The sequence below is a fragment of the Candidatus Palauibacter sp. genome (assembly GCF_965261555.1).
GTDB lineage: Bacteria > Gemmatimonadota > Gemmatimonadetes > Palauibacterales > Palauibacteraceae > Palauibacter.
Genome location: NZ_OZ253465.1, coordinates 1,429,410 through 1,442,735, shown reverse-complemented (window position 1 = coordinate 1,442,735; position 13,326 = coordinate 1,429,410). Strand labels below are relative to the sequence as shown.

Here is a 13,326-nt window from a genome sequence, read left to right as displayed (position 1 = left end):
CAACACGCGGATGAGGATTCCGTCCAGCTACGCTGCCGGGTACGAGGCCGCGCGGGCCATCGATTCCCGACTTGCGGACGATTACATCCGTCATACCACCCTCGGCGACCCCCTCGCCGATCGGGTCGTCGAGGACCTTGCGGCGACCTTCGCCCCGGGCGACGTACACGCGCTCATAGCTTCAGCCCTGCGGGATCCGTTCGAGTTGCCCGCTGGTCTCCCGGATTCACTCCGGGAACTGGTGGCCGAGGTGTCCGTCATTCCGGAGTGGTACGATCCGGAACTGGCCCAGGCGGCCACGCGCGGCTTCATCCGCAACTCCAACATCATTCCGGCGGCCTTGGCCGGGGCCGCGATCGTCGAGGGTTTTTCGACGCTGATCAGCAAGTCCTTCAGGATTCGGGGGCGCATCACGCAGAACGGGGTTCGCCGCCTTCGCCAGAACCTCCTGCACCTCGCCGACCAATATCTCCCCGGCGGGATGGAACCGGGCGGGGACGGCTGGAGACTGACGCTTCGCATCCGACTCGTGCATGCACAATCCAGGATGCTGCTCAAGGATTCCGACGAATGGGACGCGGCGGCTCACGGCATACCCGTCAGCGCGTCCCACATCATGCTCGCCTCCACGACCTTCTCGGCGCGTCTCCTTCAGCACGCCAGGCGCCTCGGCGCAAAATTCAGCGACATGGAGCGCGAGGGCTACGTCCATGTGTGGAGATATACCGCCTGGGTCATGGGCGTCCCCGAGGCGCTCCTGTTCGAGGATTACGACGCGGCGCGGCGCAGGTTCGAGATCGGGATGCTGTGCGAGCCCGCCCCGGACGACGACGCCATCATCATGGCGAACAGCATCGTCAACAGCGCGCCGCTTCTGCTGGGCGTAAAGGACCCCACGGAACGTCGGCCGTACGCCACGTTCATTTATCAGGTTTGCCGGGAACTGGTGGGAGACGAGCTGGCCGATCAGTTCCTGTTTCCCCCATCTCAGAGGATCCCGCAGGTTCCCCTGCTGTGGTTGAAGCACCGGTTGAGGAGGGCGGCGCTGGAGTGGATTCCGGGGTTCCACAAGCTCGATCGGGGGTACGACTACATGGAGATGCTCGACATCTCCAACGTGGGCGATTTCGAGCAGTCCTACAGCTTGCCCACCACGCTCCACGACGAAGCGTCCCAGCCCTGGTAGACGCTGCGGTTACCGGAAGCTGAGGGCGGACTGGTCGCGGCCGCCGACCATGATGAACGCCACGTTTCCCATATCGCGGATATTCTCGTCGGGTCGGCCATCGATCGCGATGATGTCCGCGAAGCGGCCCGTCTCGACCGTCCCGACTTCATCCTCGATCCCCACGATCTCGGCGTTCAGCCCCGTGGCCGCGGTGATCGCCTCGAGCGGCGTGAACCCGGCGGCGACGAGGTTCTCCATTTCGAGCAGCATGTAGCCGTGCATGCTGTCCGTCCCGATGCCGACCTTGACCCCCTTCTCCTTCGAGCGGCTGAGCTGTCCCAGGCGGGCCACACGCCGCTGCGCACGACCCTCGTTCCGTGACAGTTCCTGCTCGTGCACCTGGCGTCCGCGTTCGAGCCAGTCGCGGATGTCGCCCGCTTCGTTGTCGAGGAAGCCCCACTCGTTGAAGACGCTCTGGAAGCCGATCGTGTACGTGTTCACGAACCCCACGTCGCGGCTCGCCATGAGGTCCATCAGTTCTTCGTCGAGGTTCCCCCCGTGCTGGATCGAGTTGACTCCCGCCTCGACCGCCAGGCGGATGGACTCACCGTTCGCGTGCGCGGTGGCCTCGATCCCGAGCCGGTGCAGCTCGTTCACGGCGGCATCGATCTCTTCCTTCGTGTAGTTGCTCTCGCCCGGAGCGTACGGGGTGCCGTTGTTGGGACCCACCCTGGCGCGGTCGGTGATCGTCAGCTTCATGTGGTGCGCGCCCATCTCGTAGTTCTGCCGGACGAATGTGCGCATCTCCCAGGGTCCGTTGGTCGTCCGGTACTCGGCCGGGCCGTGGCCGGCGGTGGTCGAGATGAAGTTGCCGCTTGGATAGATCCGGGGGCCCGGAATGATCCCCTCCTCCACGGCCTGCGAGGCCTGGATGTCGTTGTAATGGACCTCGCCGACCACGTAGATGCTCGTGACACCGGACATCAGTTGAACCCGGATGTTCCGTACGATGCGCGCCATCTGCATGGCGTCGTGCTGCTCCATGCCTTCGAGCTGGCCCCGGAGCGTGCGAATGTCGGGCCGGATCGAGAGGTGCGCGTGTGCGTCGACGATCCCGGGCATCACGGTGTGGCCGCCCAGGTCGACGACCCGGGCGCCGTCCGGGATCGCGATGGCCGACGCGTCGCCCACGGCTTCGATCCGCTCGCCGCGCACGATGATGACCTGGTTCTCGCGAGCGGGCTGGCCCGTGCCGTCGATGAGCCGCCCGGCCCGGATCGCGGTCACTTCCTGGGCCGCCGCAGGGCTCGCGGCAGCCATCATCGGGGTGGCGCCGTGCGCCGCGGAGGGGGCGGAGGGGATGAAGGCCGCAGCCAGCACCGCGGTCCGCAGGGTCATCGCTGTCGTTCGCATCGGACGCTCCTCGAGTCGGCGGGTGGTCGTCAGGTGGATGGCATCCACGAAACCTGTCGCGCGGGTTCGTGCGCGGCCAGACGACCGGGTCGTTCCCGCGGGAACGACCGTGCGGCCGGTCCGAGCGGACTATCGACTGCCGGAGGGGCAGACTACGTTGCCGCCGACCGATGACGCCCTACACGACCCTCGACCGCCGGAGCCCTTTTGAGGCCGGATAGCCGCGCGCACCGCTCCGGATTGCTCCTTCTTTTCTTCCTGTCGGGGGTCAGCGGGCTCATCTACCAGATCGCCTGGGTGCGGCAGTCCGTCTTCACGTTCGGCGTCAGCATCTATGCCTACAGCACGGTCATCGGGGCCTACATGATCGGGCTCGCGCTGGGCAGCTACCTGATGGGCCGGCGCATCGACGCGCACGCGCGGCCCCTGCGCACGTACGCGGCACTCGAAGTGGGGATCGCCGCGCTCGCCGCACTGTCGCCCTTCCTGCTCGGGGCCCTGCATACAATCCATCCGGGGCTCAGCAACGCCCTCCCGGCCGGAGGCTTCTGGCTCACGCTGGGCCGGCTTGTCTTCTCCCTGGCCGTGCTCACGCCGACGACCTTCCTCATCGGGGCCACGCTGCCCGTCATGAGCCGGATCTACGCGACGCACGGCGGGCGCGTCGGAAGCGATGTGGGCCGGCTCTACCTCGTGAACACGGCGGGCGCCGCCCTGGGCTGCGTCCTCACCGGACTCGTCTTCCTACGGTACCTGGGCGCGCGCGAGACCATCTTCCTCGGTGCGGCGATCAATCTGTTCGTCGCGGGGGGGGCGCTCGCGCTCACCCGGCTGGCTCCGGCCCGGCTGGCGGGCGACGGGGCCGGCGGGGCCCGCGACGCGGCGAGCCAGGCCGGCGACGCGGCGAGCGAGGCCGGCGACGCCGCAGCGGATTCGGCGGTTGGGGCCGAGCCCGCGACCGGACCCCCGGAAGCCGCGCTCCCGATCTCGGCGGGGGCGCTGCGCTACGTCGCCGTCGCCTACGGCATCTCCGGCTTCATCGCCCTGGGCTACGAGGTAGTGTGGGCGCGGATCCTCTACATCCACTCCTCGCACGCCGCCTACTCGTTCTCGCTCATGCTGACGGTCTTCCTCGCCGGCCTCGCGCTCGGAAGCGCCGGCGCGAGCTGGGTCCTGCGGCGGAAACGGGCGACGGTGAGGCACTTCGGGGCGATCCAGCTCGCGCTCGGACTGCTGGCCGTCCTCATCCTCCACGCCTTCGCGCGACTTCCCGCGCTCCACCTCCAGGACTGGTTCGGCGGCTACACCGTCGCCTACGAGTTCCTCATCGCCTTCGTCACGCTCTTTCCTCCCACCCTCCTCCTCGGGGCGCTGTTCCCCGTCGTCGGGAGCCTGTACACCCGCGAGCGGACGCAGGTCGTGGGGCTTCGCATCGGCCGCGTGAATGCGTTCAATACCGTGGGAGCGATTGCCGGATCGCTTGGCGCGGGGTTCGTGCTCGTGCCGCTCCTCGGACTGCGCAACACGACGGTCGCGCTGGCGGTGCTGAACCTCGCCCTCGGCGCCGTGGCCCTGCACTACGACCGCGGAGGCCGGCGGGGGCTGCGATTTGCGCCGGCGGGCGCGCTGGTGGCCACGCTGCTGGCCGTCGCGATCCTCCCCACCGGCTTCTACCTCGGCTCGTACTACACGGAGACCGACCGGCTCATCTTCTACAAGGAGGGCGTGGAGACCACCGTCGCCGTGCTCGAGGTCCCGGAGGACAACTTCAAGATCTCCTTCGTCAACGGCCGCGACGAAGTGCCGACGGACCGCGCGAGCATGTCCGCCTTCCGCCTGCTCGGACATCTGCCGCCGCTGCTCCGGCCCGGCGCGCGCAACGCGCTCGTCCTCAGCTTCGGCAACGGGATCGCCACGGGGACGATGAACACGCACGACATCCCGGTCATCGACGCCGTGGACCTTTCTCCCGAGATGATGGAGGCGGCGGCGGTCTACTCCGAGGAGAACTACGATGTTCTCGACAGCGACCGGTTGCGGCTCCATGTCGAGGACGGGCGGAACTTCCTTCTCCGGACGGAGGATTCGTACGACATCATCTCGGTGGACGCGACGCACCCCGCGAACGCGAGTTCATGGGCACTGTTCACGAGCGAGTTCTACCAGTTGGTCGAGAGTCGGCTCGCCGCGGACGGCGTCTTCATGCAGTGGATCCCGATCCACGGCGTCCGCGAAGACGACTATCGCGACATCCTGCGGACCGTCTGGGACATCTTCCCCAACATGGTGCTGTGGTCGACCGGGTCGACGCACAGCTACGTCGTCGCCACGCGGGAGCCGATGTCGTCCGTCGTGATGCAGTCGGTGCTCACGCGGGCGGCCGCCAACCCGATAGTCACCCGCGACCTCGGGCCGCCGGAGACGATCGCCGGCTACGTGGCGATGGCCGAAGCGGACCTGACGGGCTACATCGGCCGCGGCCCCGTCATCACGGACAACGACGCCTTCTTCATGCCGTCACGCCCGACGCCCGAGTGATCCCGGCCCAACCCGCGACCCCGTCTGTCGACACCTTCCCCACACCGACCTACCTTTCCGGCATGGATCCGTCCATGCGTCGATCGTCCGCTCTCGTGATTCTCGTCGTGCTCGTGCTGCCGTACGCGCGGGCACCGCTGTGCCAGGCGGGATCTCACGAGCACGCGGACCACGATGCGCCCGCCGGAGTCCACGCTCTCGTCGACCAGCCGGGTCACGGCTCCGAGGCGGGGACGGACTGCCACAGGCTCATGGGCTGCGCCATCGTGCTGCAGGCGTCGCTTCCGGTCGTGGCGACCGGCTTCCGGGCGATCACGCACGCGGCGGACGACGCACTGGCGATCACCGCGGCGCCCATCCGATCCCGAGCCTCCCCGGATACGCCCCCTCCGAAGAACGTCTGAACGAATAAGCCGCACAACTGCCCCGATCACCCGTCCGTAACGCGGTGGTCGGTGGCTTGACGTCATCGTTCAGACAAGAGGTATGTCATGTCAGCCGTTCATCTCGCCGGACCTCGTCCGGCGCGGCTGCGTCCCATCGCGTGGTTCGCGGGAGTGGCGCTGTCGTCCGGGATCGGTGTGCCGCCACCGGCGGTGGCCGCCTTGCAGGAAGCCGACACCTTGCGCCTCTCGGACGCGATTGCGCTCGCGCGCGAGGGGAACCCGATGCTGCGGGCCTTCCGCCTGCGGGCGGAGGCCGCGCACGCCCGCATCCCGCAGGCCGGAGTCCTCCCGGATCCGGTGATTTCGTTCGGCCTCCGAAACCGGCCGCTGGATGGCTTTGGAGCGGACGAGCGAATGACCGCGAACACGTTCCAGATCCAGCAGTCGCTCCCCTGGCCTGGGAAACTCGGTTCCGCGGAGCGGAGGGAATCGCACCTCGCGAACGCCGCCAGCCTGACGGCGGGCGAGATGGAGGCCCAACTCGTCCTCCGCCTGAAGACGGCCTACTACGAACTCGCGTTCCGGGACCGGGCGCTCGGCATCATGCGAGCCACGCGTGATCTCCTGCGCGAGTTCCTCGACGTCTCGAATACGCTGTACTCGGTGGGAACGGGCCTCCAGAACGATGTCCTGCAGGCCCAGGTCGCGGTCGCCTCGATGACGGAAGAAATCACGGCGGCGGAGCAGTCACGTCTGGCGATGGCCGCGCGACTGAACGCGCTTCTGGGCCGTGGACCCGAGCACGGCGTCCCGGCCCTGCAGTTGTCGGACCCCGGCGAGGCGATGCCCCGCATGGAAGCGCTGATGGCGCAGGCCGCGGAGAGGCGCCCCGCGCTGCGAGCGGCCCGCGCGGAGATCCGGGCGGCGGAGTCGGCCTACGAGACCGCCCGGCGCACGCTCTACCCGGACCTTCGACTCGCGGCCGATTACGCCCAGCGGCCGCAGTTCCCGGACATGCTCAGCTTCAGCGTGGGCTTCAGCGTGCCTCTCTGGGCCGGGTCCCGCCAGTTTCCGCATCGCGACGAAGCCCTCGCCCGGCGGGCCGTCGCGGAGGCGACCGAACTCGACCTGCGCAACGAGACCTTCGCGCGCCTCGCCGAAGCCCGGGCCGAGTCCGATCGGGCCCTCGGGCTGCACGACCTGTATTCCACGTCCATCCTCCCGCAGGCGCGGGCCGCGGTGGAATCGTCGCTCTCCGCCTACCGGGTGGGAGAAGTGGATTTCACGACTCTCGTCCAGAACGAACTCACCGTGAACCGATACGAGATCGAGCGCGTGAGGCTCACGGCCTCCTATCACACGGCCGTGGCCAGAATCGAAGCCCTGACCGGGGCGAGGCCGGAGGTGATCCGATGATGAGATCCGACAGATTCCCCTTTGTCTCCCGTTCCGTCGTCGCATCGGTGCTGGCGGCCTTCTCGGCGTGTGATCCGGCTCCGGAGCCGGCGCGGGATGCGGGGATGGAAATGGACCACGCCGATCATGCGATGCCCATGGCCGCGCCGCCGGAGATCGATACCATGCCCCCCGGCGGGCGAGGCCGGGTCCAGCTGACCTCCGAACAGGAACGGGCGCTCGGGGTCACCTATACCACGGCCGAACGCATGACCGTCTCGCGCGAGATCCGCACCGTCGGCCGGATCGACGCGCCCGAGCGCAGCATCGCGGACATCACACCCAAGATCGACGGATTCGTCGAGGAACTGTTCGTCGCGACGACGGGAGAGGCGGTGCAGCGTGGGCAGCCGCTGCTCACGATCTACAGCCCCGCGCTCGTGGCCGCTCAGGAGGAACTGCTCACGGCGCGCCGCCTCGCGGCCGAAGTCGACCCCGAGGTCTCCGAGGCGTGGTCGAACGCGCAGTCCATGCTCGAGGCCAGCCGCCGCCGACTCGGCTACTGGGACATCACCGACGAGCAGATCGAGCGGATCGAGGAGACCGGCGAGGTGACGAAGACGATGCAGCTCGTCGCTCCCGTGAGCGGGATCGTGCTCGAGAAGGATGTCGTCGAGGGACAGCGCGTGACGTCCGGCACGCGGCTCTACCGCCTCGCCGACCTCTCGACCGTGTGGGTCGAAGGCGAGGTGTTCGAGCGGGACCTCCAGTTCGTCGGAGTAGGCTCGCAGGCGCACATCGAAGTCACGGCCTATCCGGGCGAACATGTGATGGGGAACGTGAGCTTCGTTCATCCCACGGTGGAAATATCGAGCCGCACAAACAGGGTGCGGGTTTCCGTCCCGAACCCGAGCCTTCGCTTCAAGCCGGGCATGTTCGCCACGGTGTTCTTCGAGGTCACCGCGATTCGGGACGACATCGCCGTACCCCTGGAAGCGGTCGTCGTGACGGGTGAGCGCAACCTGGTCTTTGTCCGGGACGAGGAGGGCCTGCTCGATCCGCACGAAGTCGTGCTCGGCGCTCGGGCGGGAGACCGGGTCCAGATCCTGAGCGGATTGCTGGAGGGAGAAATCATCGTCGCCTCCGCAAACTTCCTGATCGACGCGGAATCGCGTCTCGGGGCGACGGGAGGGGGGATGCCCGGCATGCAGCACGCGGGTCACGGAGAGATGATCGCGCCCGCCGCCGACCCGGACACGGTCGGGCAGGACACCGCCGGGACGGATGCTCATCGGGGTCACGATGATTAGCCGCGTCATCGAGTGGTCCGTCCACAACCGCTTTCTCGTGCTCCTGGCGTCGGTCGCGATCGTCGGCGCCGGGTTGTGGGCGCTGCGCACGACCCCGCTCGACGCCATCCCGGACCTGTCGGACGTGCAGGTGATCGTGCAGACCGACTTTCGGGAACAGGCGCCTCAGATCGTGGAGGACCAGGTCACCTACCCGATCGCGTCGGAGATGCTCAAGGTGCCGGGCGCGCGCGTCGTGCGGGGCTTCTCCTTCTTCGGACTCAGCCTCGTCTACGTGATCTTCGAGGACGGGACCGACATCTACTGGGCCCGCTCCCGCGTCCTCGAGTACCTGAACGGCATCCGGCGCCAGCTTCCCCCGGAGGTGGAACCCGCGCTGGGACCGGACGCGACGGGGGTGGGGTGGGTCTACGAGTACACGCTCGAATCCGACAGCCTGGACCTCGCAGAGCTGCGGACGCTCCAGGACTGGTACATCCGCTATCAGCTGACGGCGGTGCCGGGCGTCTCCGAGGTCGCGAGCCTCGGCGGGTTCGTGAAGCAGTACCAGGTGGAGGTGGACCCGGAACGGTTGCGGGCGTTCGACATCCCCGTGACCGAGGTGTCGAGGGCGATCGGCTCGCACAACATCGACATCGGCGCGCGCGTCCTGGAGATGGGTGGGCGCGAGTACATGATCCGCGGCCTCGGCTACCTGCGGGGCACCGTCGACATCGAAAACGTGGCGGTGGGCGCGACGCCGAACGGGACGCCGATCCGGGTGGCGGATGTCGCGACGGTACAGGTCGGGCCCGCGCCGCGTCGCGGGGTGGCGGATCTGGACGGGCGCGGCGAGGTGGTCGCCGGGATCGTCGTGATGCGCTTCGGCTCCGATGCGCTGGAGACGATCGAACGGGTCAAGGTGCGGCTGGACGAGATCAACGATGGCCTTCCCGCCGGCACCCGGCTGCGGCCCGCGTACGATCGCAGCGACCTGATCCACCGTGCGATCGAGACGCTGCGCGAGAAACTCGTCGAGGAGTCGCTCATCGTGGCGGCGGTGGCGCTCCTCTTCCTGCTCCATTTTCGCTCGGCGCTCGTAGCGGTCGTCACGCTCCCGCTCGGGATTCTCATCTCCTTCATCGTCATGCGCTGGATCGGTGTGAACGCCGACATCATGAGCCTGGGCGGCATCGCGATCGCGATCGGCGCCATGGTCGACGCCGCCATCGTCATGATCGAGAACATGCACAAGCACCTCGAGCGGGCGGAGCCGGACACCTCGCGCTGGGACATCGTGCTCGAGAGCGCGAAGCAGGTCGGCCCGCCGCTCTTCTTCTCCCTTCTCATCATCACCTTCAGCTTCCTGCCGGTGTTCGCGCTCGAACAGCAGGAAGGACGCCTCTTCAAGCCGCTCGCGTTCACGAAGACGTTCGCCATGGCGGGGGCCGCGTTCCTTGCGATCACGGTCGTACCCGTGCTCATGGGGTATCTCGTGCGGGGGCGCATCCGTCCGGAACGGGCGAATCCCGTGAATCGCGTGCTTCGATTCGTCTACAGACCCTTCATCGACTTCGCGCTGAAGCGCCCGTGGATCGTCGTCTCGGCCGCCGCAGTGATGCTGGCGGCGACGGTGTTCCCCTGGCAGCGGCTCGGGAGCGAGTTCATGCCGCCGCTGCAGGAGGGGTCGATCCTATTCATGCCGACCACGGTTCCGGGCGCCTCGATCGCCCAGGCCCGCGAGATCATGCGGTATCAGGACAGCGTCCTCGCTTCCTTCCCCGAAGTGGAGACGGTGTTGGGGAAAGCGGGGCGTGCGGAAACGGCGACCGACCCGGCGCCGCTCGACATGTTCGAGACCACGATCACGCTCAGACCCCGCGAAGAGTGGCGTCCCGGCCTGACGCAGGCCGGCCTGCTGGCGGAGATGGACCGGGCCGTAGCCCTTCCCGGGGTGACGAATGCCTGGACGATGCCCATCAAGGGGCGCATCGACATGCTCGCCACGGGCGTCCGGACCGCCGTGGGGATCAAGATCTTCGGGCCGGATCTCGACACGCTACAGGCGCTGGGCGAGGAGGCGGAACGGATCGTGCGCAATATCCCGGGGACACGGAGCGCGTTCGCCGAGCGGGGTGTGTCGGGGTACTACGTGGACATCGATGTGGACCGGCCGGAGGCGGCCCGGTACGGGCTCAACGTCGGCGATATCCACGGCGCGATCATGGCGACGGTCGGCGGGATGGACGCGACGATGACGGTCGAGGGGCGCGAGCGATACGCGGTCAACGTCCGGTATCCCCGCGAACTGCGAGACGACCTGCAGAACCTGCGCGAGGTGCTCGTCGCGGCACCGAACGGGCCGCAGATCCCGCTCGGCCAGGTGGCGGGCGTCGAGGCCGTCCGGGGGCCGATGGCGGTCAAGACGGAAAACGCCTTCCCGGTGACGACCGTCTTCATCGACATCGAAGGCCGGGACATCGGGAGCTACGTGGAGGACGCACGCCGGATCGTGGCGGCGGAGTTGGACCTCCCGAGCGGGTATTCGCTGACCTGGAGCGGACAGTACGAGTTCATGGAACGTGTCCGGGACCGGCTCGGCGTCGTCGTTCCGATCACGCTGGGAATCATCTTTCTCCTCCTCTACCTCAACTTCCGGGGCATCGGCGAATCGCTGATCGTCATGCTCACGCTGCCCTTCTCCCTCGTGGGCGGCATCTGGTTCCTGTGGCTGTTGGGGTATCACACGAGCGTGGCGGTCTGGGTCGGGTTCATCGCCCTCGCCGGCGTCGCGGCGGAGACAGGGGTCGTGATGCTCATCTACCTGGATGAGGCGTTCCACCGTCACCGGCGCGAGGGGCGGCTGCGGAGTGCGGCTGACGTGGTCGCGGCCGTAAGGGAGGGGGCGCTGGAGCGCCTGCGCCCGGTCGTGATGACGGTCACTGCGATCACGGCGGCGCTGATTCCGATCATGTGGAGTGCCGGGACGGGGGCGGACGTCATGAAGCGGATCGCATCGCCGATGGTCGGCGGGATGATCTCGGCCACCGTGCTGACGCTGCTCGTGATCCCCGCGATCTACCTGCTGTGGCGCCGGTGGCAGCTCCGGACCGGGTGACGCGGGTGTGCGCGGGCCGCCGCCTTCAGTACGACACGCCCGTCGCCCGGCACAGCCAGCGCTGGAAGGGGGCGGCCGTGCGGCACAGGGCGGTGAACGTGTCGAGGAAGTCGTCCGTCATCACGTCATCTTCGTTCAGCTGCACGACCGCGATGAAGTCCTTGCGCCGCAGGTCCTCGATCAGCGGATGGTCCACGCTGAAGCCCTGCGGGGCCCGGACGAGCGAATCGCCGGACAGCTCGAAGGTCTTCCGAAAACCGGCGTCGCGCGACGCCCGCTTCCAGGCTCGCGGATCCTCGTCGATGGACTCGCGGATCTTCCGGAGCGCCGGCCCGCCGGGGCGCCAGGAGCCACAGCCCACGAAGCAGTGCCCGGGCTGAATGTGCAGGTAGAAGCCGGGAGCATGGGCGTCCTTGCCGGCGTCGTGCCGGAACTGGATCCCGGTGTGGGTCTTGTACGGGCTCTTGTCCCGGGAGAAGCGGGTGTCGCGGTAGATCCGGAAGAGCGAGCCGCCGTTCGCCCTCGGGTCGGCGCGAAAGTGGGGGCTGATGTCCTCGAGGGGCGCGGAGAAGTCGGTGATGAAACGGAGCGCCGGCTCCTTGACGTCCGCCTCGTACCGCGACTTGTTGGCGAGAAACCACTCGCGGTTGTTGTTGGCGGCCAACTCGCTCAGGAAGCTGAAGGTGCGGGGCGTGAAATGGGCGGTCATCGGAAGGTGGCTCGTCGGCTGGGGAGATGGGTATGATGAGCGGGGCCGATAGGTATTGTATCGGTTCCGGTGAAGCAAGCAGGGGATCCCTCAGCGACCAGACAGGCCAGCGACCGGAGAGCCGCCGCCATGACGCGCACCGAAATCAGCCGTACCGTCGACGCTCCGGTCGGGGTCGTGTTCTCGACCGTCGCCGACATCTCCAACTTCTCGAAGGCCGTTCCGCACATCGAGCACGTGGAGTTCCTGTCGGAGGCGAGGACGGGCGTGGGCGCCCGCTTCCGGGAGACGCGTCTCATGGGGAGCAGAAAGGCGACCACGGAGTTGGAGGTGACCGAATACGTGCTGAACGAACGCGTTCGCTTCGTCTCCGACGCGGGTGGCACGATCTGGGACACGACCTTCACCGTCGAGCCCGATCCGGATGGCCGCGGGACGCGGCTGGCCATGGTGATGGAGGCGAAGCCCCACAAGCTCCTCGCCAGACTCGTCACGCCGCTCATGAAGAGCGTGGTGGCCAAGGCGATTGCCGCGGATCTCGACGCCGTGAAGGTCTACGCCGAGGCGGCGGAACCGTGCTGACGCCCCTGTGCCCGACGCGGGCGGGCGCGGTGCGGGCGAAGCTGGCCGAGAGGCGCCTGACCGACGCGGACGTGGCGGAGGCCGTCGCGTGGGCGCGCCGCGCTGAATGACGCCGGTACGCACCGTTCTCGATACCAACGTCCTCGTATCGGCGCTCTTGTTTCCGAAGGGAACGGTATCCCATCTGCGCGACGCGTGGAGATCCGGCGCGATTCTGCCGCTCGCCAGTCGCGAGACGGTCTCGGAACTCGTCCGGGTCCTGTGCTATCCCAAGTTCCGGCTGGTCGAGGGAGAGCGCGATGAACTGCTGGCGGATTACCTCCCGTTCTGCAAGTCCGTGGTGGTCGAAGACCCTTCATCTGTCCCGGAATGCCGGGATCCCTTCGACCGCATGTTCCTTGAACTTGCGCTCGCGGGACGGGCCGACGCGCAGGTCACGGGGGACGAAGACCTGCTTACTGCGACCCCACAACGCGACGAATCCGATTGAGGGCTGCCGCGGCGCTGCTGATGGCCACGGCAATCTCGCCGATGCCGGGAGCAGCCGAGACCCACGGGGCGTTGGAGTCGAGACAGACGGGCGGATGCACGGTGCTGCGGCCATGACATTCCGTATCGGCGCAGTGGCCGCTGCTCTGGGCCGGACCGCCCAACTCAGGGCCCAGGTACGCGACTAGGCCGCGCGTGACATCGCGACGCCTCGGTGTCCTGGCTCGACAAGCGAAGTT

General features: G+C 67.8%; 10 protein-coding genes. 8 read left to right on the top strand and 2 right to left on the bottom strand.

What is annotated here, in order from left to right; translation table 11 throughout:
• Positions 1 to 10: 10 nt before the first annotated feature.
• Entirely contained in the window at positions 11 to 1,186 is a 1,176-nt protein-coding gene (locus ACQY5G_RS06160) for an oxygenase MpaB family protein (RefSeq protein WP_428278005.1), read from the top strand.
• 9 nt (positions 1,187 to 1,195) lie between these two features.
• On the opposite strand, the gene ACQY5G_RS06155 is transcribed toward ACQY5G_RS06160, so the two are convergent.
• Complete coding sequence (locus ACQY5G_RS06155) at positions 1,196 to 2,581, bottom strand: amidohydrolase family protein (protein WP_428278003.1); 1,386 nt, start codon at positions 2,579 to 2,581, stop codon at positions 1,196 to 1,198.
• 207 nt (positions 2,582 to 2,788) lie between these two features.
• Here ACQY5G_RS06155 and ACQY5G_RS06150 point away from each other — a divergent pair, with 207 nt between their 5' ends.
• From ACQY5G_RS06150 to ACQY5G_RS06130, 5 genes are all read left to right on the top strand, one after another.
• Positions 2,789 to 5,119, top strand: a complete 2,331-nt coding sequence (locus ACQY5G_RS06150) for a fused MFS/spermidine synthase (RefSeq protein WP_428278001.1) — start codon at positions 2,789 to 2,791, stop codon at positions 5,117 to 5,119.
• 74 nt (positions 5,120 to 5,193) lie between these two features.
• A complete protein-coding gene (locus ACQY5G_RS06145) occupies positions 5,194 to 5,523 on the top strand; it encodes a hypothetical protein (protein ID WP_428277999.1) in 330 nt (109 codons plus the stop codon).
• A gap of 87 nt (positions 5,524 to 5,610) precedes the next feature.
• The gene (locus ACQY5G_RS06140; RefSeq protein ID WP_428277997.1) at positions 5,611 to 6,921 is read left to right on the top strand and encodes a TolC family protein; all 1,311 of its coding nucleotides are present in this window, start codon (positions 5,611 to 5,613) and stop codon (positions 6,919 to 6,921) included.
• Positions 6,918 to 8,210 (top strand): efflux RND transporter periplasmic adaptor subunit, encoded by a 1,293-nt coding sequence (locus ACQY5G_RS06135; protein ID WP_428277995.1) that lies wholly within the window; start codon positions 6,918 to 6,920, stop codon positions 8,208 to 8,210. The genes ACQY5G_RS06140 and ACQY5G_RS06135 overlap by 4 nt, the downstream gene beginning before the upstream one ends.
• Positions 8,203 to 11,307 (top strand): efflux RND transporter permease subunit, encoded by a 3,105-nt coding sequence (locus ACQY5G_RS06130; protein ID WP_428277993.1) that lies wholly within the window; start codon positions 8,203 to 8,205, stop codon positions 11,305 to 11,307. The genes ACQY5G_RS06135 and ACQY5G_RS06130 overlap by 8 nt, the downstream gene beginning before the upstream one ends.
• 25 nt (positions 11,308 to 11,332) lie before the next feature.
• Here the strand turns inward: ACQY5G_RS06130 and ACQY5G_RS06125 are convergent, their stop codons facing one another.
• Positions 11,333 to 12,016, bottom strand: a complete 684-nt coding sequence (locus ACQY5G_RS06125) for a DUF2461 domain-containing protein (RefSeq protein WP_428277991.1) — start codon at positions 12,014 to 12,016, stop codon at positions 11,333 to 11,335.
• Between the two features lie 129 nt (positions 12,017 to 12,145).
• On the opposite strand from ACQY5G_RS06125, the gene ACQY5G_RS06120 reads away from it, so the two are divergent.
• Both ACQY5G_RS06120 and ACQY5G_RS06115 read left to right on the top strand, forming a co-directional pair.
• Complete coding sequence (locus ACQY5G_RS06120; protein WP_428277989.1) at positions 12,146 to 12,598, top strand: SRPBCC family protein; 453 nt, start codon at positions 12,146 to 12,148, stop codon at positions 12,596 to 12,598.
• A gap of 106 nt (positions 12,599 to 12,704) precedes the next feature.
• Positions 12,705 to 13,088: a putative toxin-antitoxin system toxin component, PIN family gene (locus tag ACQY5G_RS06115; RefSeq protein WP_428277987.1), complete on the top strand. Its 384-nt coding sequence runs from the start codon at positions 12,705 to 12,707 to the stop codon at positions 13,086 to 13,088.
• The last annotated feature ends 238 nt before the right edge of the window (positions 13,089 to 13,326 follow it).